Here is a 22,217-nt window from a genome sequence, read left to right as displayed (position 1 = left end):
TTCGTACTTAAACATGGGGGAATAATTATGACAACTGAAGTTGTTATTGTAAGTGCTGTACGTACAGCAATTGGGAGTTTCCAAGGAGCGTTAAAGGATGTACCTGCAACAAAACTTGGTGCAATTGTTATAAAAGAAGCGCTGTCAAAGGTAGGGGTGCCTTTTGAACAAGTAGATGAAGTGATTATGGGTAATGTATTACAAGCTGGTCTAGGTCAAAATCCAGCTCGTCAAGCAGCTATATTTGCAGGCCTTCCAAAAGAGGTACCTGCCTTAACTATAAATAAAGTTTGTGGATCAGGTCTTAAAGCTGTTCATTTAGCAACACAAGCCATTATTGCAGGCGATGCAGATATCATTGTCGCAGGCGGGATGGAAAATATGAGCCAAGCACCATATTTATTGAATAACGCACGTGATGGCTTCCGTATGGGCGATCAGAAGGTGATTGATAGTATGATTACTGATGGCTTATGGTGTGCATTTAATGACTATCATATGGGAATTACAGCTGAAAATTTATGTGACCAATATGCAATTTCTCGTGAAGAGCAAGACAGCTTCTCAGCTCGTTCCCAAGAAAGAGCGACAACAGCAAAAGAAGCGGGGAAATTTAAAGAAGAGATTGTTGCAGTAGAAATTCCTCAACGTAAGGGTGAACCAGTCGTATTTGATACAGATGAATATGTAAAGCCGGGAACTTCAGCTGAAAAGTTAGGAAAGCTACGACCTGCATTTAAAAAAGAAGGATCTGTGACAGCGGGAAATGCTTCTGGTATTAATGACGGTGCAGCCGCACTTGTAGTAATGTCAAAAGCTAAAGCCGATGAGTTGGGCATTAATTCAATTGCAACAGTTGTTTCAAACGCATGTGTAGGTGTAGATCCAGCTGTAATGGGAAGTGGTCCTGTTAGGGCGGTGCAAAAAGTCTTAACGAAAGGGCAACTAGAGTTAGGACAAATTGACTTGATTGAAGCGAATGAAGCATTCGCAGCTCAGTCAATTGCAGTTGATCGAGAATTGCATTTTGACCATGAGAAGTTAAATGTCAATGGGGGTGCAATTGCTTTAGGTCACCCAATTGGTGCAAGTGGTGCTAGAATACTAGTAACACTACTTCACGAAATGGAGAAGCGAGATGTTAAAACGGGTCTTGCTACACTCTGTATAGGTGGAGGGCAAGGTGTTGCAACAATCGTAAAAAGAACGTAAGAAGGAGATTGACCATGGCTAAAAAGAAAAAACAACAAAGACAACAACCAGCACAACAACAATCCGCAAAAAGTGAGGCACTAACATTAAAAGACCAACTTAATGGTGATGTGTTAGAGAAACTAAAACTTGCTAAAAAAGACCTTGTTGCAAAAGAACAAGCAGCACAGGATGAACGCGAGGCAAAGTTAGCATTTGAACGTAAACAACGTGAGAAGAACAAATCGTTTGCAGAGTTATTGAATGAGTACGGAGATAAGGGCTCAAAGTTTAATAGTTAACAAAAGACATAGTTGGATTGCTTAAAGCGGCATTGTACAAATGAATTATGGAAGTTTCATAATTTAACTATATAAAAAGGTCATTGTAGTGCGTTATAGAAGGTAGTTTTGAAAGATTTCTTTCAGAGCTACCTTTTATTCTGTACCAACATATGGTGAAATTTCACACTAAATGTTTAGTATAATAATTCTTTTTTTTTACATTGATAACTTATAAATAGCTTCAGAATAATAGGGGTGAAGTATGGAAGTTTCTAAAATTAAATTACTTATATGGATTTTTCCTCTTGTTTTTTTAATTCATGATTTGGAGGAAATCGCAACCATTGAAAATTTCACTATGAAATTCCCCTTTTCCGTTTCTACTGAGGAATTTATTATCGCATTTATTTTATTATGGATTATCGTAGTGATTGGCTGTGTGAAAGCGGCTAATAATAAACGATTTATCGGAATACTGCCCATAAAATTCTTTGCCTTATTAGTCGCTGGTGTATTCCTTGCGAATGGAATAGGGCATGTTGTGCAAAGTATAATCTTAAAAAAATATGTACCTGGTGTCATTACCGCTGTTGCCATCTTAATACCATTTTGTCTATTTAGTATTAGAAAGCTATTATTAGAAAATTTAATCACACCTAAGCAGGTGGGAGTGTATTTACTAGTTGGTTTCATATTACAGACCCCATTTGCACTAATCGCGCTACTAATTGCAAAATTCATAGTATAAGTTTATAAGGATTGTTAAAAATAAGTAAAATATATAGTTAGTGTCATTTTGTTGTAAAAAAAGAAGGATTCGTGATGTTGAATCCTTCTAGTAAAATTATCGATGTGCGTTATACGTATCTATTTTTGTTAGTTTCTCTAGTTCTTTAGCATAAATCGGTGCTGCATTATTGTAAGCTGAAATTGTTGCTTCCAATTGTTCTTTTGAACTTGCTCCAATCACTGCAGATGCTACAATAGGTGATTGTAATACATAAGCAAGTGCTGCTGCATGTACATCTTTTGTATTGTTTGCTACTTCTTCTAGAGTAGCTTGAAGTTCATATTGACTATAAGTTTGGTACCCATCTAATTTTGCTAAGCGGTCTGACCATTCATTTGTTAGTAAACCTTTTGCTAAAGAGCCACGTGTCACAATAGATGCGTTATTAACTTTTAGCACATCAAACCATTCTTCAGGTCTGCGGTCTAGCAAGCTATATTGCATCATGACAGATACTGCATCGCTTTTTGGTAAAAATTCCTTAATAACATTTGGGCGGATTGATGAAATACCGTATGCCCGAATGATACCTTCTTTTTTTAATTGATCAAATGCTTCGGTTATTTCATCCCAAGGGTCACCAATTGTTCCACCGTGTAGTTGGTATAAGTCAATATAATCTGTTTGTAAGCGACGCAAACTTTCTTTTACTTGATGTTCGATATTTTTCTTTGAAGGGTCCCAGTGCCATCCTTCTCCGTCCTTGTCCCAAACATTGCCCACTTTAGTAGCTAGTATAATATCTTGTCGTTTTCCATTTAGTGCCTTACCGACAAGTTCCTCATTGATGCCCTTATCATATAGATCCGCGGTATCAAAATAGGTAATACCATGATCTACCGCCGAATCTACTATCCATTTAGCAGTTTTTTCATCAGTTGGTAGAGACATACAACCAAGGCCGATTTCTGAAATAATTAAATCACTATTACCTAATTTTCTACTCTTCAAAAATATCACTCCTCATATGATAATGGTACAATGATTAATAACAAAAGCACAACGGAGAGGGTTATAATCATGAAAAAATTTGAAGAAAAAACGACTAGTTCTAAAAAAATTTTTGAGGGTCGAGTTATTTCAGTCAAAGTGGATGAAGTCATATTACCAAATGGCAACACATCAACTAGAGAATTAGTAACTCATCCAGGAGCAGTAGCAATTATTCCTATAACAAACGAAGGTAAAATTGTTCTTGTGGAGCAATATCGTAAACCTTTAGAGCGTAGTATTATCGAAATTCCCGCTGGTAAATTAGAAAAAGGTGAGAAACCTGAGTATACAGCTATCCGCGAGTTAGAAGAAGAAACAGGGTATGGCTCGAAAAACTTCACGTTTGTTCAATCTTTTGCCACATCTCCAGGCTTTGCAGATGAAGTTATTCATATATATGTTGCGAGAGATTTATATAGAATTGAGAATCCTGCTGGTCTAGATGAGGATGAATTTGTCGAATTATTAGAAGTTACGTTAGAAGAAGCTGAACAAATGATTCGTGAAGAAAGAATTTATGATGCTAAAACAGTGTTTGCAATTATGTGGATGAAAAATATCTTGTAAAATAAGTTATGAAATAGGTCGGGACAAGCATAGGTTGTACGAAGTAAAGGAAGGTGACCTATATGAACCGATCATTTCAAATTATTTACTTTTTCTTAATTATTGCAATTGGCTTTATCGGAGGAATTTTACTGTTGCAACTTTCTACTGTTGAACAAGCAGAATGGCTCATTCGTAAAATGGATAGTAGGGTACTCCTACAAGGGAAGCCGTCAATTTGGCAATCTTTATTGCCAGTTGTCATTCCATTTGCTATTGTTTCGTTGCTCGCATCTCATAATTATTTAAGACATGTGGCGAGGGTTGTTGTTGTATTAAAATCGGCATTTTTTGGATACAGTGCAGGTTATTTAATAGACACACAAAACGCATTTTGGTCATATGCTGCATGGTGGTTTCCTTTTCAATTGCTTTACAGTATAGTATTAATGGTATTTTGCATAGTACTTGTACCTGAACCAGTTTATGCTGTCAGGAAGAAGTTACCGATTTTACCCCGTGTAATAGTAGTTCTCATAGCCACTCTAGTAATTTTAGGGGGCGAATTGCTTGCAATTCACTTTATCTATAAATTAAAATAACTATCAAATAATAATTATTATAATTATAATCAATTCAATCTTGTAATGAGAATTGACTTTTTGGTATAATGAAAGAAGTTTAGGGGGGCGTCGTATGGAAAGCCGTATTGATCGAATAAAAAAACAATTACATGGTGCGAGCTACAAACTGACGCCGCAGCGTGAAGCGACAGTAAGAGTGCTTTTAGAGAATGAGGAAGATCACCTGAGTGCTGAGGATGTTTATTTACTCGTTAAAGAAAAAGCACCAGAAATCGGACTTGCAACAGTGTATCGAACATTGGAGCTTTTAACGGAGCTTAAAATCGTCGATAAAATCAATTTCGGCGATGGTGTATCTCGTTATGATTTACGTCAAGAAGGAGCTGCTCACTTTCATCATCACCTCGTTTGTATCGAATGTGGTGCTGTTGATGAAATTCAAGAGGATTTACTTGAAGACGTTGAAGCAGTCGTTGAAAAAAGATGGAATTTTATTATTAAAGACCATAGATTAACATTTCACGGTATTTGCTGGCGCTGTCATGTTAAAGAGTCAGATAACAATAGCAATCAATCATAAGTTTATAGCTTACAAACAAAGGATGGCGGAGGTGCTGTCCTTTTTTATTTACCTATTTTTAAGGAGGGAACCAAAATGAACCAAGATGTACTAGATGCAATCCAAGATTATTTACACTTTTTACGCGTTGAACGCCAGCTTTCTGATAATACATTACAATCATATAAAAGAGATATCACTGCTTATACTAAGAATATTTTTGTAAGTCAAGGTGTACATTATTTTGATGATATAGACAGAGTGAATATATTACATCATTTGCAAATGTTAAAAACATCAGGGAAGTCTGCACGAACTATTTCAAGACATATTTCATCAATCCGTTCATTCCATCAATTTTTGTTAAGAGAAAAAAGAGCTAGTGGGGATCCGACAGTGCATTTAGAAATGCCGAAGTTAGAGAAAAAATTACCAAAAATTTTATCGATTGAAGAAATTGATAACTTAATAGCCATGCCCAATCTTGCAAAACCTCAAGGAATTCGCGATCAAACGATGCTTGAGTTGTTATATGCAAGTGGTATGCGAATAAGTGAGTGTATTGCACTGAATTTAGAAGATGTTCATACTACAATGGGCTTCGTACGAGTCTTTGGTAAAGGTGGTAAAGAACGTATTATTCCACTTGGACGAAAAGCTTTAGAAGCATGCTTGGCATATTTAGAAAAGGGAAGACCAATACTAGAAGATAAGCTACATAAATCAGAGGCTTTTTTTATCAACCAAAGGGGAGATCGCTTAACACGACAATTTTGTTGGAAATTAATGAAGGATTATGCAGAGAAAGCGGGTATAGATAAAGAAATCACACCACATATTTTACGTCATTCTTTTGCGACGCATTTAATTGAAAATGGTGCTGATTTACGTGCAGTTCAAGAACTGCTTGGACATGCTGATATTTCAACAACTCAAATTTACACACATATTAGTAAGACGCGATTATCGGAAGTATATAAGCAGTTCCACCCACGTGCATAAAAAAAAATTTTAAATGTCAGAGGTCTGACATTTATTTTTTCGTATAGTTTGGTAAAATGAATGTAAAGATAAAGGAGGAACACAAATGAACACAAAACCATTTAAACGCATTCACTTAATCGTTATGGATTCAGTAGGTATTGGAGAAGCACCTGATGCTGAAAAGTTCGGTGATGTAGGTGCAGATACATTAGGTCATATTGCAGAAAAAATGAATGGCTTAACTATGCCCAATATGGGGGAATTAGGTTTATCAAATATCCGTGAGTTACCTGGTATTACTCCAGTCGAAAAACCTGCAGCTTATTTCGGCAAAATGCAAGAAGCTTCAGTTGGGAAAGATACAATGACAGGACACTGGGAAATTATGGGTTTAAATATTGATAAACCGTTCAAAGTGTATCCTGAAGGCTTCCCACAAACTTTAATCGAGCAATTAGAAGAACGTACTGGTCGCAAAGTACTTTGTAACAAGCCAGCAAGTGGTACGCAAGTGATTGACGATTACGGTAAAGAGCATATGGAAACCGGCGCTATTATCGTCTATACATCTGCTGATCCAGTATTACAAATCGCGGCACATGAAGAAATTGTTCCATTAGATGAATTGTATAAAATATGTGAAATCGCTCGCGAATTGACTTTACAACCTGAATATTTAGTAGGCCGTGTAATTGCTCGTCCTTTCATTGGAACTCCAGGTAACTTTGAACGTACATCGAATCGTCATGATTATGCGTTAAAACCATTTGGACGTACAGTGATGAATGAATTAAAAGATGCTAGTTTTGATGTCATTGCTTTAGGTAAAATTTCAGATATCTTTAACAATGAAGGTGTAACAGAAGCAATCCGTACAAAGGATAATACAGATGGTATGGACAAGGTATCACAAGTTGTACGTAAGGATTTCCATGGTTTATCATTTTTAAACTTAGTTGACTTTGATGCAGCTTATGGTCACCGTAGAGATCCAATTGGATATGGTGAAGCGTTAGAAGAATTTGACCGTCGTTTACCAGAAGTTTTGGAAGCGTTATCGGAAGATGATCTGTTAATAATAACAGCTGACCATGGAAATGATCCAACTTTCCCTGGAAGTGATCATACACGTGAATATGTGCCATTAATCGCTTATTCACCACGCTTTAAAGAAGGTCATGAATTACCATTAAGACTTACATTTGCTGATATTGGTGCAACAGTTGCAGAAAACTTCAATGTGAAATTACCGGAATTTGGCACAAGCTTCTTATCAAATTTAAAATAAGTGAGGGAGTAATAAAATGCGAATAGTTGATATTATTGAAAAAAAACGTGATGGTGGAGAATTAACTACGGAAGAGATTCGCTTTTTCGTAGAAGGATATACAAACGGTTCAATTCCAGATTATCAAGCAAGTAGTTTATTGATGGCTATTTATTTTAAAGATATGAACGATCGTGAACGTGCAGATTTAACAATGGCAATGGTTGAATCAGGAGATCAGATTGATCTATCTAAAATCGAAGGTATTAAAGTTGATAAGCATTCGACTGGTGGCGTTGGTGACACAACAACGTTAGTATTAGGCCCTTTAGTAGCAGCTGTCGGTGTTCCTGTTGCTAAAATGAGTGGACGAGGTTTAGGGCATACAGGAGGCACTATTGATAAATTAGAGGCTATTGAAGGCTTCCATGTTGAATTGACGACAGAGCAATTTATTGAGCAAGTAAATGACATTAAATTAGCCGTTATTGGTCAAACTGGTAACTTAACACCTGCTGACAAAAAACTATACGCTCTAAGAGATGTGACAGCAACAGTAAGTAGCATCCCTTTAATCGCGAGCTCAATTATGAGTAAAAAAATTGCCGCAGGTGCAGATGCTATTGTACTTGATGTAAAAACGGGTGAAGGTGCCTTCATGAAGACTGTTGAGGATGCTAAGAATTTAGCACATGCAATGGTCCAAATCGGCAATAATGTCGGTCGTAACACAATGGCTATTATTTCTGATATGAGCCAACCGCTTGGTTTTGCGATTGGTAATGCATTAGAAGTAAAAGAAGCAATTGATACTTTAAGAGGAGAAGGTCCGGAAGATTTAACGGAGCTTTGCTTAACACTTGGTAGTCAAATGGTGGTTCTAGGTGGTCACGCGAAAACAATTGAAGAAGCGCGTGAACAATTACTTGAAGTTATCAAAAATGGTAGCGCATTAGAAATCTTCAAACAATTTATTGAAGGTCAAGGTGGTAACCCTGCAGTTGTGGATGATACTTCATTGTTGCCTCAAGCTCAATATACTTTCGAAGTACCAGCAAAAGAAGATGGCTTTGTATCATTTATCGAAGCTGATGAAGTTGGAACAGCTGCAATGATTTTAGGCGCAGGTCGTGCTACGAAAGAATCAACTATCGACTTAGCTGTTGGTTTAATGCTACGCAAAAAAGTTGGCGATAAAGTAACGAAAGGTGAGTCTCTCGTAACAATTTATGCAAACCAAGAAGATGTCTCTTCAGTGATTGATAAAATCTATTCACATATTAAAATTTCCAAAGAAGCACCTCAAGCACCGAAATTAATCGAGGCTATCATAACAGAATAATTTTTTAAGAGCTGGTACTCATTTAATTGAGTACCAGCTTTTTTTGTTGATTAAATGTTGAAAAAAATAAATTTTGTGGTGGTGGAAGAATGCGTTTACTGAAAGAATAACTAGGCTGTTTTCTCTAAGGGTATTGTTAATCAAATCATAAGGTTCAAAATAAAAAAATAGATAATCTACAAGATGTGAACTGCCATTATCTATTTGACAGAGTGCAGTCCACTTTTGTCTTATAATTTTCATTTATTCTATTGAAAAAAATTTACATTTCATTCAATGTAAATTTTTCTAAGAACATGTATGCCATCTTGTTTTTCTTTTTGATATCCTTGCTCCAGTCTTTCAACTTTGCAACATGTACAATATCAGTTTTGTTAATTAGACATCAAATTATTCTCTCAAAATATTATTCTGCTATGTTCAATGATTCACAAGCGCATATCAGGTATTGGCCGTGAAACTTACAAATCAATATTAGATGCATACACACAAACTAAAAACATCTTTATTAACACGAAAGAAGATGTAGATGGGTTGTACTAAATAACGAATGTTAGCTAAGATCATTAGATTCCTTGCTAAATAAATAGGATTTTAGTGCAACAAAATATTAAATTAGGACTACACATTTATCTATATGTGTAGTCCTTTTAATATCAACTATTAAAATCATCTAACCTAAATATAATCATCTCGTATATTAACTTTTTTATGTTTTAACAGAAATAACAATCTTTTAGAAAACAGCCAAAAACTAAAATACTGTGAAATGAGATCTATATTAAAAAAGATCACATTACTTGTTGACCTAATTTCTTGATTTTCTCCATTTTCCACCATTCAATTTTGTTTTTATAAAAATAGAGATTTTTTTTGATTAAAATTTCCTCGAATCTCCAATACTTATGGATAAAGATGACATCCATTTACTGTCGATTTAGTTCTAAATTTAGAAGGTTTCTTCTTAAATTGTCATGCAGAAGGATAACGCAAAACAAATGTGGAATATGCTTGTGAAAAGGAGGTATGACTATGCAACAACTAATTCAACTGACAGTGGATGGCATTGCCGTTATTCGTTTACAAGGTGATTTAGACCATCACGCTGCAAACCGTATTCGAGAAGACATTTCACAAGCAATATACCAAGGTAGCGTTCACGCAATTGTTTGGAACTTAGGTGACCTACAGTTTATGGATAGCGCTGGCATTGGTTTAATTTTAGGAAGAATGCGTGATTTAGCGCCAATCAATGGACAAACAGTCATCTTAAATCCGTCTGCTACAATGCAGAAAATATTCCAGTTTTCAGGATTGTCCAAATATATTTGGCAAGGTACAGAAGATGAAGTAATTCGAACTTTAGGGGGGATTTTGAATGGATAATGAAATGACTTTATCGTTTTTAGCGGTCAGTGAAAATGAAGCACTAGCGCGTATGGCGATGACGAGTTTCATGACAGTGCTAGATCCAACGATTGAGGAATTGTCTGAGGTAAAAACTGTCATTTCAGAAGCGGTTACAAATGCAATTATTCATGGCTATGAGGAAAATCGCACAGGCATTGTAACTGTTTATGCTACTCGTGTTGATAGAGAAGTAACAGTGACGATTTCAGATCAAGGATGTGGAATTGAAGACGTACAGCAAGCAATGGAACCTTTATATACGACAAAGCAACAAATGGATCGCTCTGGCATGGGCTTTACAATTATGGAAAGCTTCACGGATCAGTTATCTGTTAAGTCCGAACGCGGGAAAGGGACAACGGTCACCTTCAAGAAGCAATTTCAACCAGTAGGTTCACCGTTTGCCGCTAGGTGAGAAAATGACATCTAAACCACAAGCCTCTTCTATATTACTGACACAGGAGAAAATGCGAGAACTCATACTGCAGTCTCAAGCTGGCGATGCAAACGCTAGAAAGGAGATGGTAGAGGGGAATACGCGTCTTGTTTGGTCAATCGTACAGCGTTTTGCTTCACGCGGGGCAGATTTAGAGGATCTTTTTCAAATAGGCTGTATTGGCTTAATGAAGTCGATTGACAAATTTGATCTGTCATACCAAGTGAAATTTTCAACGTACGCAGTACCTATGATAATTGGTGAAATTCAACGTTTTTTAAGAGATGACGGTATGGTTAAAGTAAGCCGATCTATTAGAGAGCTTAACTATAAAATTCGGCATGCCACAGATGATTTTCTTAAAATCAATGAAAGACCCCCTACGATGAAGGAATTGGCCGATTTGTTGGAAGTCACAACTGATGAAATAGCAATGGCTTCGGATGCTCTAAGGGACCCTGCATCACTACATGAACAATTATTTGAAAGTGATGGTGATCCAATTACGTTAATGGACCAAATGAGAGATGCTACCTCTGAAAGGCCGTTTGAGCATATACCACTTCGAGATATTTTAACAAGACTTGGTAAAAGGGAACAATCTGTTATTTATTTACGCTATTACTTAGATTGTACTCAAAGTGAAATTGCTGAAAGACTTGGCATTTCACAAGTACAAGTATCGCGACTAGAAAAACGAATCTTATCACAGTTGAAAATTTGGCTAGCACCAGGTCAATTGAAAGGATTAGAAAAGGCGGCAAAAAAATGACTGAAGAACAAAAACCTATTTTCGCAAGTATAGAAGAAGCAGAAAAGTTTATGATTTCAAAATTCGGTGAAAGCGAAAGCTTTGATATAGGAATGAAACATTTGCATTTATACAAAATGCCGGTGTTCTCTATTTATATTAATGGGCTCGTTGATAGTGCCAACTTCACAGAAATTCTTGTCAATATTCAACCGACTCAAGAGGTGGAAGGATATACACCTGAAACTGAGCCGGAATTTTTCCAATTTTGCTTCCCGTATTTTGCTTGGGAGCCGATGACGAATCAGGAACAGCTATTAACTGCGATATTAGGGGGCCAGGTGGCGTTTATAACTCCATCTGGCTATGCTTTTATAGCGGATTTAAGGGCTTATCCTGGTAGACAACCTGAGGAACCTGATAATGAAAAAGTTATTAGGGGGTCACGTGATGGATTTACAGAAAATATTGTACAAAATTCAGGGCTTATAAGAAGGCGAATTCGAGATGCATCCTTGCGGTTTGAATTGCATCAAATCTCTGATAAAGGCAAGACAGATACAGCAATCGTATTTATGAAGGGTATTGCCAATGAGGACCATCTCAATTATATACGCCAGCGTATGAAGAAAATCCATCATGATGGTTTAACAATGGCGGATAAATCAATAGAGGAATGGTTATTTAAACAAGGTTTCCATCCACTACCTTTTGTACGCTACACTGAGCGACCTGATATTACCGCCGCTCATTTATTGGAAGGTCATATCGCGATAATTGTCGATACGTCACCTTCAATTATTTTAGTACCCGTAACATTTTTTCATCATTTACAACATGCAGAGGAATATCGTCAGGCCCCTTTTATTGGAACAGCTGTCCGCTTCTTACGCTTCTTCGGGACTTTTTTAAGCCTCATAGTATTACCTTTTTGGTATTTATTAATCAAGCATCATGAATTGATTCCTACGTTTTTAGATTTCGTCGGAATAGATAAGAAGTCCGCCATACCGATATTACTCCAAATATTAATAGCAGATGCAGGGATAGAATACTTGCGGCTTGCCTCCATTCATACACCAACTCCACTTTCCACTGCGATGGGATTAATTGCAGGTGTTATTATCGGGAATATTGCAATTGATGTTGGACTTTTTTCACCTGAAGTTGTGTTATATACAGCAATTACTGCCATTTTCACATTTGTAATTCCTTCGTATGAATTGAGTATCACCATTAAAGTATTTAGGATCTTTTTGTTACTCATAACCGCATGGCTCGGAGTTAATGGATTCTTCCTAGGTATATTAGGGCTTTTCTTATATATTTGTTCGTTACGACCAATGAAAGTACCTTATATGTGGCCAGTTGTTCCGTTCTTCCCACAAGCTTTTTTACGTATATTCATACGATTCCCTATGACGAGCGATGCTTTAAGACCGTATATTGTTGGTGCAAAACAGCGAAAACGTTCATGATATGCCATTGCATACATTTCTCATTCTATGATAAAGTTCAATTAGTTATAGAAAAATTCCGTGAATTCTTTTGGGTGATACGGATAAAGGGAGAGATTTGATGCATTTATATGGTACTCAAAACGTAACTGAAAATGGTCATTTAACAATTGGACAAGTAGACGCTATTGATTTAACAAAAACATATGGTACACCTTTATTCGTTTACGATACAGCCCTTTTTCGAGAGCGAGCGCAAGGATTTATTAATACTTTTAAAAATGCAGGGGTGCAAGCACAAGTTGCTTATGCTAGTAAGGCGTTTTCAAGCGTTGCAATCTATCAATTAGCGGCTGAAGAAGGACTATCAGTCGATGTTGTTTCTGGTGGGGAGCTTTATACCGCTTTAAAAGCAGGTTTCCCAAGTGAACGCATCCATTTCCATGGTAATAATAAAAGCTACGATGAATTAAATCTTGCTTTCGATTCGAAAATTGGATGTATTGTAATTGATAATTTTGATGAAATTGATGCCTTGAAACAACTATCTGAAGCACGTCAACAAAAAATGCACGTCCTAATCCGTGTAACTCCAGGAGTAGAGGCACATACGCATGACTTTATAACAACAGGTCAAGCAGATTCTAAATTTGGTTTTGACTTAAATAATGGACAAGCGGACCGTGCATTTATGCTATTGCAAAATCACCCATATTTAGAATTACAAGGAATGCATTGTCATATTGGCTCACAAATCTTCGATACAGCGGCTTTCAGCTTAGCAGCAAAAAAAATAAGTGATAAAATGGGCGAATGGTATAAAGAATCCGGCTTCATTAGCCAAGTATTAAATTTAGGTGGAGGATTCGGAATTCGTTATACAGAAGAGGACACACCACTTCAACCAGCAGTTTATGTAGATGATATGATCAAAGCAGTACAACAAGAGATGGCTGTTTTTTCAATGCCGATGCCTGAAATTTGGATTGAACCAGGTCGTTCGTTAGTTGGAGACGCTGGTACAACACTTTATACAGTCGGTTCTCAAAAAGAAGTTCCTAATACGAGGAATTATCTTGCGGTTGATGGTGGGATGTCTGATAATATACGTCCAGCTCTTTACGACGCAAAATACGAGGGTGTCATTGCCAATAAAATGAATGACGAATTAGTTAACACATATACGATTGCTGGTAAGTTATGCGAGTCTGGTGATAAACTGATTGAGGATATCAAGTTGCCAAAAGCAGAATCAGGGGATATTTTGGCTGTGTTCTGTACAGGTGCGTATGGTTATTCAATGGCGAGTAACTATAATCGTATTCCAAGGCCTGCTGTCGTTTTTGCGGAAAAAGGCGCACATCAATTAGTTGTAAAGCGCGAAAGTTATGAAGATCTTGTGAAGCTTGACCTTCCTCTAACGATTGGGAAGGAGGTAAATCGTTAATTGAAGAAAAGTAATATTTTATTACTTCTGTTATTCCTAATATTAACAACAGCATGGGGCGTTATTTATTGGCTTTATATTGCTCCATCAAATATAGGTAAATAATGTGAATCTATTTGCGTAATTTTTGCTTTTCGTGTAGGATGTTGAAAGATACTTAAAGGCAAAAAGAGGGATCATATAAATGTTATGTCGTTATAAGAAAGCATTCGAAAAAATTGCGATGGGGCTCTTGTCTTTTATGCCAGATCAAAAAGATCTGAAATTACTACAAGAAACGATTCGACAATACGATACAGATCCAAACTGGCAACTGTTTTTATGGAAACAAGAGGACGACTTTATTGGTTTAGTTGGCGTAGAGATTGCTGATGACGAATGGATTGTTAGACATATATCGGTTGACCCTTCACATAGAGGTGAGGGACTCGGTAAAGAGATGGTTAAACAGCTTTCTAAAATGGATATGGATTGTGTGATCGCAGCTTGTGATCAAACTGCACCGTTCATACAGAAATGTAAAGCGATGCTAGAAGAAGCAGACAAAGAAATTTAATGTCTGCTTCTTCTTTTTTCGTCTCTCGCCAGGAGAATATCCGAGCGGTCACGTAGCATATGCTTATGTTGTAGGTAATGAGCATCTGTTTCTTTCAATAAGGCAATTGATGTGAAAACTTGGTTCTCTAGGGTTACTGAGGTAATTGGTAGAATAAATTTTTGGAAAGGCTCTTTTTTTTCTACTGCATGTTGAATTTTCTGCATAGAGTGTAAAATTGCAATACCGTCCACTTCTTCCATAAATGAAGAATTGACGGACTGCTCTAAAGTAATATATGCTTTTTTTAAGATTGTTTTGGCTCCACTAAAATTTTCTCGGCGCCAATGGTATAGGCCGGTTGCTAGTTGAATCCATCCTGTTAAGGGGTGAGTTTTATCTCTTGGAGCTATTTCTTTCCAATACTCCTCTAACACTTCGTGACATTCAAAGTAATCTTGATTGCCATTGAAATATGTTAGAAACTGGACAAATAATGGGTGGTACATCGGATGCATTTCGAACACCATTCCTCTATACTGTATTTTGAACATAAACTGTCAGGTGGTTGACTATGTCATATGAAGTAAAACTCGAGGCCTTTGAAGGACCTCTCGATCTATTATTACATTTAATTCATCGCTTGGAAATTGATATATATGATATTCCAATGGCGGAGCTTACGGCTCAGTATATGGAGCATATTCGTGCAATGCAAGTACTTGAATTGAATGAAGCAAGTGAATATTTAGTTATGGCGGCATCTTTACTAGCGATTAAGAGTAAAATGCTCTTACCAATCCATGAAGGGGAGTTAGATGAAACGGAATTCGACATGGATGAGCCCGATCCACGTGAAGAGCTCGTTGCCCGATTAATTGAATATAGAAAATTTAAAGATGCCGCAGTGAATTTAAAAGACTTAGAGTCGTCTCGTGCGCAATATTTTACAAGACCGCCAGCGGATCTTTCAGCATTCGCTCCAGCAGAGCAATTAGCATTATTTGAAACGTCTGTGAATGTGTTTGATATGGTCGGTGCTTTTCAAAAAATGCTTAGACGAAAACATCTAAAAGCGCCATTAACGACTAAAATTACTAGGCACGATGTTTCCATAAAGGATCAAATGAAAACTATGATGGGTGTGCTAAAATTAGCAGGTGGACGCTCAAGCTTTTTCGATCTATTCCCTTATGAAGATAAATCAACTTTGGTTATTACATTTTTATCATTACTAGAATTGATGAAACGCCAAATAATAGCAGTAGAGCAGAATAATAACTTTGAAGATTTAACGGTAATATTACGGAAGGAAGATTTGAACGATGAACAACTTGAATCAATTGATGAGCAAAATTGAAAGCTTACTTTTCGTAATTGGTGAAGATGGTTTAACTATCAGACAACTAAGTTTCTTAACAGAGGAGCAAGAAGAGAAGGTAGCACAAGCTTTGGAACAATTAGCTCATCATTACAACACAGAAGAAGGGCGTGGCATTACACTGAAAGAATTAGCTGGTACCTACCAGCTTACTTCAAAACCTGCCCTTGCAGATACGATTCAGCGACTTGTTGAAAACCCGCCTAGTCAATCATTATCACAAGCCTCACTAGAAGTCCTTGCCATTGTTGCATACAAACAACCCATTACTAGAGTAGAAATTGAAGATTTACGTGGTGTAAAAAGTGAACGACCGCTACATACTTTAAGCTCAAAAGGTTTAGTACAGGAAGTAGGTCGAGCTGAAGGAACTGGCCGAGCAATATTATATGGCACAACAAAGGAGTTCTTAAACTACTTTGGCTTGAAAGATTTAAACGAATTACCAGATTTACCTATGGGTGAAACTGATTCATCTAATGAAAACCCAGATTTATTCATGTCTAAGTTCCAAGAAGCTTTCCAAGATTCAGATTCAGAATAGAAGAAAGGTGTGGGCGATTGCTTCGCCGATATATAATCGGATTATTGATGGTAGTTTTACTACTAATTACTACGACGCCTAGTTCCGCTGCATCAAGTTCATATGCAGTCATTGATGCAGAGACAGGGAGATTACTAGCGGGGTCTAACGAAAATGTACCCTTACCAATTGCTAGTTTGACGAAAATGTGGACTGCGCTTGTTGCAATAGAGAATTTGGATTTAAAAACACCAGTTACCATTTCTCAAAGAGCAGCAACGAGTGAAGGGTCTTCCATTTATTTAACTGCTGGAGAAGAGACAACATTAGAAACATTACTCTATGGACTATTGTTACGTTCAGGTAATGATGCAGCTGCGGCAATAGCAGAAGCTGCAGGTGGATCTCTAGAAGGTTTTTCTAAAATGATGAATGATACCGCACTCTTTTATGGTTTGGAAAATACGCATTTTGAAAATCCGTCAGGACTCCACAATGAAAAGCACTTAGCTTCTGCATATGACACAGCTCAAATGTTACGAATTGCCATGAAAAATGAAAAATTTGAGAAGATAGCTTCTACAAAATATTTTAAAGGTACTACAGGGAACGGGACACTATGGGAAAATAAGCATAAGCTCGTTCGTAATAACAAATTTGCGATAGCTGGTAAAACAGGCTATACAAAAGTAGCAGGACGAACACTTGCTACTTATTTTGAAAAAGATGGAAAAAAGGTAATTGTAGTAACGATCAATGAGGGTAATGATTGGGTTGTCCATAGTAATTTTGCTGATTACGTGTTTAAACATTATACGAATGAAGTAATAGCAAAAGAAGGTACGTATTCTGTACAATCAGATATTAATATTAAATTAACAGAGCCACAGCACTTACTTCTGACGAAGAAAGAAGTAAAAAAGGTAAAACATATCTTACAGTTACCTAGGTCCAAAACTAAAGACTCGATAGGTAGATGGTCATTTTATATAGATGACCAACCAGTTAAGGATGCTATTGTTGATGTACAGTGGAAATAAATGGTTGAGTAGAGAAAAGGCTGCTTATATTAGCAGCCTTTTTCGATTTTATATAAAAAAGTGATATAAAAAGCAGATAAACTGTTTACAAACATATTAGTTAAGGACTTAATTAAGGTACTAATACTTTTCTTATAGTAGAAAGTGTGCCATAATTTTGGACAGGCTAATAGTATTTAACTTATGAGGTGAACGAATGGAAAGACTACAAAAAGTAATAGCGTATGCAGGTATTGCATCACGTAGAAAAGCAGAAGAAATGATTAAGCAAGGCTTAGTTAAAGTCAATGGACAGGTAGTTAGAGAGCTTGGCACAAAAGTCTCTCCTTCTGATTCAGTAGAAGTAGAAGGAGTTAAATTAGAAAAAGAACGTAAAGTATATCATCTTCTATATAAACCAAGAGGTATTATTTCAGCTGTAACAGACGATAAAGGTCGTAAAACAGTAACAGATTTATTCCCCGAAGTTGAACAACGCATTTTCCCTGTTGGTCGTTTAGATTATGAAACTTCAGGCTTGCTACTTTTAACAAATGATGGTGAATTTTCTTACCAACTTACACATCCAAAATTCAAAATTGATAAAACATATGTAGCACGTGTAAAAGGAATTCCTACAAGAGAAGCATTAAGACAATTAGAGCGTGGCGTTATGCTTGAGGATGGAAAGACTGCACCAGCACGCGTGAGACTAATGTCTTCAGATAGCAAATCAGGCAAGGCGATTGTAGCAATAACAATTCATGAAGGCCGTAATCGTCAAGTGCGCCGCATGTTTGAAGCAGTAGGTTACCCAGTACAAAAATTAAAACGTGAACAGTTTGCTTTTTTAACATTGCATGGATTGAATGCAGGTGAGTCAAGAGAATTGACACATCATGAAGTGAAACAATTAAGAGTATTAGCTGAGACAGGTAAGATAGGTTAAACCTAATGTATGTCAATAACCGTTAACATTCCAAAATAGGTACAAGGCGTTTAGTTAGTATTTTCTAGACGTCTTAACCAATTTTACATAGCATAAAACAACACGAGGCAACCTACAAAAAAATGATATAAAAACACTATGCTCAGAATGGAAACGTTCACAAACACTTCAAATATTCAAAATTTCGTCATTCAAAACTTTGCTATAATTAGGTAGATTGTTTCGGATGTTTTTTAGGAGGTCTACTTCGAGTATGGATAAAAAGAAAAAGAGATTTTATGTAAGAACGCTGATTTTAGCAATTCTTGTAGTAGCAATTGGTTATACCATATATACAACAGCTACGAAGGATGAAGTTCGATTATTAAAAGTTGGGGCAGAAGCACCAGATTTTTCTCTAGTGGATTTAAATGGTCAAACACATCGCTTATCTGATTATAAAGGTAAGGGTGTCATGTTGAATTTCTGGGGTACTTGGTGTAAACCTTGTAAAAAAGAAATGCCAGCAATGAACAATCAGTATAAGGTGTTTAAAGACCAAGGTATAGAAGTATTATCTATTAACCAAGCACAAACAGTTTTTGAAGTAGAAAATTTCATTTCTGACTTCGATTTAAAATTCCCAGTTGTAATCGATAAAACAAAAAGTGTCACAAGGGCTTATAATGTAAATAACTTACCAGCTTCTATATTTATTGATCCAACAGGTAAAGTTGTTCGAGTACATGAAGGCGAATTGACAGAAGAAATGTTAGCTGAATTCTTTTCAAGTATCAAGCCAGAGTAAGGAGTTCTAGAAGATGAAAAAAATTATTTGTGAATGCGGTCACGAGAACCCAGAAGGCACAACTTTATGCGAGAAATGTGGTAGCCCACTTACTGAAGAAGAAAAGAGCAGAAAATTAGCAGATATGCGTTATGAAGGAACCGCGATTCGTTCAAAAACGTATAACACAACGATTATTGATAAAATTTGGAACTTCTTTTCAAGTGTAAAAGTTGGAGTTGCAATTATTATTATCACGTTAGTTGCCGCGGGCATTGGTACATTTCTACCTCAAGTGATTTATGTATCTCTTACAGAATATCAAGACGCTGCTGCTGCATATAAAGCTGCTTATGGTACTTTCGGATCGATTTACTATAAATTAGGATTAGCAGATATTTATAGTTCATGGTGGTTCCAGACGTTAATCGGCATGCTTGGTATTTCGATTATTGTTGCCAGTCTTGACCGAGGAATTCCACTATACAAATCTCTAAAAAATCAACGAGTAAAACGTCATGAAAACTTCTTGAAACGACAACGTATTTTTGCTTCTGGTGAAATGTCATCAGAAGAAGCTGATAAAGCATTTGATCTAACAGAAGCGAAAATGAAAGAAATGAAATACAATGTTCGTCGTGAAGATGGCGCGTTATTAGCTGAAAAAGGTCGTTTTGCTAGATGGGGTCCATATATCAACCATGTTGGTTTAATCATTTTCCTATTTGGTGTTATGCTTCGCTTAATGCCAGGTTTTTACATTGATAAAACACTTTGGATCCGTGAAGGCGAAACAATGGCTATTCCAGGAATGGAAGGCTTTTATTTAGAAAGTAAAAAATTCACTTTTGAAACGTATTCAAAAGATGAACAAAAAGAAGAATTTAATGAATCTAAAAAAGCGGTCAACGCTGTTGCGAAAAACTATCAAACAGATGTTAAGTTATATAAAGCACCAGAAGACTCAGTTCCTGGTGATACATCTAATTTAACTCTAGTGAAAGAAATGCCGATAATCGTAAATAAGCCGTTGAAATATGATGGTTATGCACTTTATCAAATGGATTTCCGCTTGAATGAGTTAAAGACGATGCACTTTGATTTAATTGATAAAAAGTCGGAGAAATCCCTAGGATCAGTAGCAATTGATTTAACTAATCCTGAAAAAGAATATAAAGTTGGAAAAGATAGTAAAGTTGTCTTGAAAAAATACTTCCCAGACTTTGCAGGTTTTGAAGACGGAGAACCACAAACAGCTTCACCATTACCAAATAATCCAGCATTTATTTTTGATATGTATACACCTGAAACACCAAAAGGCGAAACAAGCTTTGTAGCTATTAAACAAACACTTGAGCCATTAGGTGAAACTAAGTATAAAATGAAATTTAGTGCTGTTGATACACGTAACGTATCAGGCTTAACAGTCCGTAAAGATAAAACACTTATGATACTAATGTTAGGTGGCATAATCTTTATGTTAGGTGTCACAATCGGTTCTTATTGGAGCCACCGTCGCTTATGGCTATTAAAAACAAAAGATGGTCGTTTATTAATGGCATCGCATACAAACAAAAACTGGTTCAGTATGAAAAAAGATTTGGATGCAGTTACGGAGTACGCTCATCTTCCGGTTTATGTAGATCAACATGATGAAGATCAAAAAGCAGAGGATGCTGAGAAGAAATTGAAAGACAAAGAAAAGGAAGGTGACAACATCTAATGAGTTTAATTGACTTAAGCGGAAATCTACTATTTGTAGCGTTCGTCGCATACCTAATAGCTACTTTACTTTTTGGTGGTGCAGTCAAAGGTGGTTCAAAAGACGAATCAGCTGATGCAGGAAAAAAATGGGGTTCATTAGCGATTATCATTACGCTAGTTGGCTTCATAGCAAATCTAGGTTATTTCATTACTAGATGGGTGTATGCTGGACATGCACCTGTTAGTAATATGTTTGAATTCACGACAGCATTCGGCATGTTCGTTGTAGGAGCATTTATCTTAATTTACTTTATCTATAAAGTGCCGGCACTTGGACTCTTTGCCTTACCTATCGCAATTATTATTATTGCTTACGCTAGTATGTTCCCTCGTGAAGTAAACCCATTAATTCCAGCGTTAAAAAGTTACTGGTTATATATTCACGTAATTACAGCAGCAATTGGAGAATCTATTCTAGCAATAAGTGCTGTTGCAGGTTTAATTTACTTACTAAAAAATATTGACTTAACAAAAAAATCTAAACAAAGTTTCTGGATAGAAGTTGTTATGTACGCCTTAGTACTAGTACTAGGTTTCGTAGCAGTTACAACGACATTTAACGTAACAGGCTATGAAGCGGAATTTAGCTACGTAGATAAAGATGGTAATACTAAAGAAATTACGTATAACACACCGGCGCTGTTCGGGATGCATCAATCTGAATTATTAACCGCAGATAAAATGCAACCAATTGCAGACGTACCAGCAATTGTTAATGCAAAAAAATTGACAACAGTAGTTTGGTCAATCCTAATTGGTACGCTTTTATACGGTTTAATTCGTTTAATCATTCGTAAACCAATTGCGGTTATTATGCAACCGTTCGCAAAACGTGCAAACTCACAATTGATGGATGAAATTGGTTATCGTTCGGTATTAATTGGCTTCCCAGTATTTACGCTTGGTGCATTAATCTTCGCGATGATTTGGGCACAAGAAGCATGGTCTCGTTTCTGGGGCTGGGATCCTAAAGAGGTTTGGGCACTTATCACATGGTTATTCTATGCAGCATTCTTACACTTACGCCTTTCAAAAGGATGGCAAGGTGGGAAGTCAGCTTGGTTAGCAGTAATTGGTTTTGTTATCATTATGTTCAACCTAGTTGCTGTTAATTTAATCATAGCAGGTCTTCACTCTTACGCTGGTTAATAATCAGCTTGGGATTGTTGCAAAGCTAAAGCCTTTTCCTTTATAGGGAAGGGCTTTTCTTTTCATTTCGATAGGCTGATTGTACAATAG

24 protein-coding genes and 1 pseudogene are annotated in these 22,217 nt (G+C 36.5%); 23 read left to right on the top strand and 2 right to left on the bottom strand.

Going from position 1 to position 22,217, the window contains the following annotated elements; all coding sequences use genetic code 11:
* Nucleotides 1-27 precede the first annotated feature (27 nt).
* The 3 genes from MKY02_RS15970 (at nt 28) to MKY02_RS15960 (ending at nt 2,223) form a co-directional block, all read left to right on the top strand.
* Nucleotides 28-1,212, top strand: coding sequence for an acetyl-CoA C-acetyltransferase (locus MKY02_RS15970; protein WP_038190988.1), 1,185 nt, complete (start codon nt 28-30; stop codon nt 1,210-1,212).
* A gap of 14 nt (nt 1,213-1,226) precedes the next feature.
* On the top strand, nt 1,227-1,493 hold the full coding sequence (locus MKY02_RS15965; protein ID WP_038190985.1) for a YqkE family protein: 267 nt from the start codon (nt 1,227-1,229) through the stop codon (nt 1,491-1,493).
* A 244-nt stretch (nt 1,494-1,737) separates the two neighbouring features.
* A complete protein-coding gene (locus MKY02_RS15960; RefSeq protein WP_038190981.1) occupies nt 1,738-2,223 on the top strand; it encodes an HXXEE domain-containing protein in 486 nt (161 codons plus the stop codon).
* Between the two features lie 96 nt (nt 2,224-2,319).
* Here MKY02_RS15960 and MKY02_RS15955 read toward each other — a convergent pair whose 3' ends face one another.
* Complete coding sequence (locus MKY02_RS15955) at nt 2,320-3,216, bottom strand: aldo/keto reductase (protein WP_038190979.1); 897 nt, start codon at nt 3,214-3,216, stop codon at nt 2,320-2,322.
* A gap of 69 nt (nt 3,217-3,285) precedes the next feature.
* On the opposite strand from MKY02_RS15955, the gene MKY02_RS15950 reads away from it, so the two are divergent.
* The 13 genes and pseudogenes from MKY02_RS15950 (at nt 3,286) to MKY02_RS15895 (ending at nt 14,597) form a co-directional block, all read left to right on the top strand.
* Nucleotides 3,286-3,825, top strand: coding sequence for an NUDIX domain-containing protein (locus MKY02_RS15950; protein WP_038190976.1), 540 nt, complete (start codon nt 3,286-3,288; stop codon nt 3,823-3,825).
* A gap of 62 nt (nt 3,826-3,887) precedes the next feature.
* Nucleotides 3,888-4,406 carry a hypothetical protein gene (locus MKY02_RS15945; protein ID WP_038190973.1) on the top strand — a complete coding sequence of 173 codons (519 nt, stop codon included), beginning with the start codon at nt 3,888-3,890 and terminating at the stop codon, nt 4,404-4,406.
* A 94-nt stretch (nt 4,407-4,500) separates the two neighbouring features.
* Nucleotides 4,501-4,968 carry a ferric iron uptake transcriptional regulator gene (gene fur, locus MKY02_RS15940; RefSeq protein ID WP_038190970.1) on the top strand — a complete coding sequence of 156 codons (468 nt, stop codon included), beginning with the start codon at nt 4,501-4,503 and terminating at the stop codon, nt 4,966-4,968.
* A gap of 75 nt (nt 4,969-5,043) precedes the next feature.
* On the top strand, nt 5,044-5,949 hold the full coding sequence (xerD, locus tag MKY02_RS15935) for a site-specific tyrosine recombinase XerD (protein ID WP_340711518.1): 906 nt from the start codon (nt 5,044-5,046) through the stop codon (nt 5,947-5,949).
* Nucleotides 5,950-6,034: 85 nt separating this feature from the next.
* On the top strand, nt 6,035-7,219 hold the full coding sequence (deoB, locus tag MKY02_RS15930; protein ID WP_038190965.1) for a phosphopentomutase: 1,185 nt from the start codon (nt 6,035-6,037) through the stop codon (nt 7,217-7,219).
* 16 nt (nt 7,220-7,235) lie between these two features.
* Entirely contained in the window at nt 7,236-8,540 is a 1,305-nt protein-coding gene (locus MKY02_RS15925; RefSeq protein WP_038190962.1) for a pyrimidine-nucleoside phosphorylase, read from the top strand.
* 441 nt (nt 8,541-8,981) lie between these two features.
* Nucleotides 8,982-9,083 (top strand): annotated as a pseudogene (locus tag MKY02_RS22070) (hypothetical protein); the annotation flags it as partial.
* Nucleotides 9,084-9,572: 489 nt separating this feature from the next.
* Nucleotides 9,573-9,926, top strand: a complete 354-nt coding sequence (locus tag MKY02_RS15920) for an STAS domain-containing protein (protein WP_053417375.1) — start codon at nt 9,573-9,575, stop codon at nt 9,924-9,926.
* Entirely contained in the window at nt 9,919-10,365 is a 447-nt protein-coding gene (spoIIAB, locus tag MKY02_RS15915) for an anti-sigma F factor (RefSeq protein ID WP_038190956.1), read from the top strand. The genes MKY02_RS15920 and spoIIAB overlap by 8 nt, the downstream gene beginning before the upstream one ends.
* Nucleotides 10,366-10,369: 4 nt before the next feature.
* Nucleotides 10,370-11,158: a SigF/SigG family RNA polymerase sporulation sigma factor gene (locus MKY02_RS15910; protein ID WP_038191206.1), complete on the top strand. Its 789-nt coding sequence runs from the start codon at nt 10,370-10,372 to the stop codon at nt 11,156-11,158.
* Nucleotides 11,155-12,615: a spore germination protein gene (locus MKY02_RS15905; protein ID WP_038190953.1), complete on the top strand. Its 1,461-nt coding sequence runs from the start codon at nt 11,155-11,157 to the stop codon at nt 12,613-12,615. Before MKY02_RS15910 ends, MKY02_RS15905 begins: the two co-directional genes overlap by 4 nt.
* Nucleotides 12,616-12,715: 100 nt before the next feature.
* Nucleotides 12,716-14,041, top strand: a complete 1,326-nt coding sequence (gene lysA / locus MKY02_RS15900; protein WP_038190941.1) for a diaminopimelate decarboxylase — start codon at nt 12,716-12,718, stop codon at nt 14,039-14,041.
* Nucleotides 14,042-14,225: 184 nt separating this feature from the next.
* Nucleotides 14,226-14,597 carry a GNAT family N-acetyltransferase gene (locus MKY02_RS15895; RefSeq protein WP_038190938.1) on the top strand — a complete coding sequence of 124 codons (372 nt, stop codon included), beginning with the start codon at nt 14,226-14,228 and terminating at the stop codon, nt 14,595-14,597.
* On the opposite strand, the gene MKY02_RS15890 is transcribed toward MKY02_RS15895, so the two are convergent.
* A complete protein-coding gene (locus tag MKY02_RS15890) occupies nt 14,594-15,094 on the bottom strand; it encodes a DUF309 domain-containing protein (protein WP_038191205.1) in 501 nt (166 codons plus the stop codon). The genes MKY02_RS15895 and MKY02_RS15890 overlap by 4 nt on opposite strands.
* A 56-nt stretch (nt 15,095-15,150) precedes the next feature.
* On the opposite strand from MKY02_RS15890, the gene MKY02_RS15885 reads away from it, so the two are divergent.
* From MKY02_RS15885 to ccsB, 7 genes are all read left to right on the top strand, one after another.
* Nucleotides 15,151-15,936, top strand: coding sequence for a segregation/condensation protein A (locus MKY02_RS15885; protein ID WP_038190937.1), 786 nt, complete (start codon nt 15,151-15,153; stop codon nt 15,934-15,936).
* Nucleotides 15,902-16,501 (top strand): SMC-Scp complex subunit ScpB, encoded by a 600-nt coding sequence (scpB, locus tag MKY02_RS15880; protein WP_038190934.1) that lies wholly within the window; start codon nt 15,902-15,904, stop codon nt 16,499-16,501. The genes MKY02_RS15885 and scpB overlap by 35 nt, the downstream gene beginning before the upstream one ends.
* A gap of 17 nt (nt 16,502-16,518) precedes the next feature.
* Nucleotides 16,519-17,520 (top strand): D-alanyl-D-alanine carboxypeptidase family protein, encoded by a 1,002-nt coding sequence (locus tag MKY02_RS15875; RefSeq protein WP_235175779.1) that lies wholly within the window; start codon nt 16,519-16,521, stop codon nt 17,518-17,520.
* A gap of 196 nt (nt 17,521-17,716) precedes the next feature.
* Nucleotides 17,717-18,448, top strand: coding sequence for a pseudouridine synthase (locus MKY02_RS15870; RefSeq protein WP_038190931.1), 732 nt, complete (start codon nt 17,717-17,719; stop codon nt 18,446-18,448).
* Nucleotides 18,449-18,701: 253 nt separating this feature from the next.
* Nucleotides 18,702-19,235 (top strand): thiol-disulfide oxidoreductase ResA, encoded by a 534-nt coding sequence (gene resA / locus MKY02_RS15865; RefSeq protein ID WP_038190928.1) that lies wholly within the window; start codon nt 18,702-18,704, stop codon nt 19,233-19,235.
* A 13-nt stretch (nt 19,236-19,248) separates the two neighbouring features.
* Nucleotides 19,249-20,937, top strand: a complete 1,689-nt coding sequence (locus MKY02_RS15860; protein ID WP_038190925.1) for a cytochrome c biogenesis protein ResB — start codon at nt 19,249-19,251, stop codon at nt 20,935-20,937.
* The gene (gene ccsB, locus MKY02_RS15855; RefSeq protein WP_038190921.1) at nt 20,937-22,127 is read left to right on the top strand and encodes a c-type cytochrome biogenesis protein CcsB; all 1,191 of its coding nucleotides are present in this window, start codon (nt 20,937-20,939) and stop codon (nt 22,125-22,127) included. The genes MKY02_RS15860 and ccsB overlap by 1 nt, the downstream gene beginning before the upstream one ends.
* Nucleotides 22,128-22,217: the final 90 nt, after the last annotated feature.

This window comes from Viridibacillus sp. FSL R5-0888 (genome assembly GCF_038009105.1).
Lineage (GTDB): Bacteria > Bacillota > Bacilli > Bacillales_A > Planococcaceae > Viridibacillus > Viridibacillus arenosi.
Note: the sequence above shows the minus strand (reverse complement) of the source record. Positions and strands in the feature narration are given on the sequence as shown.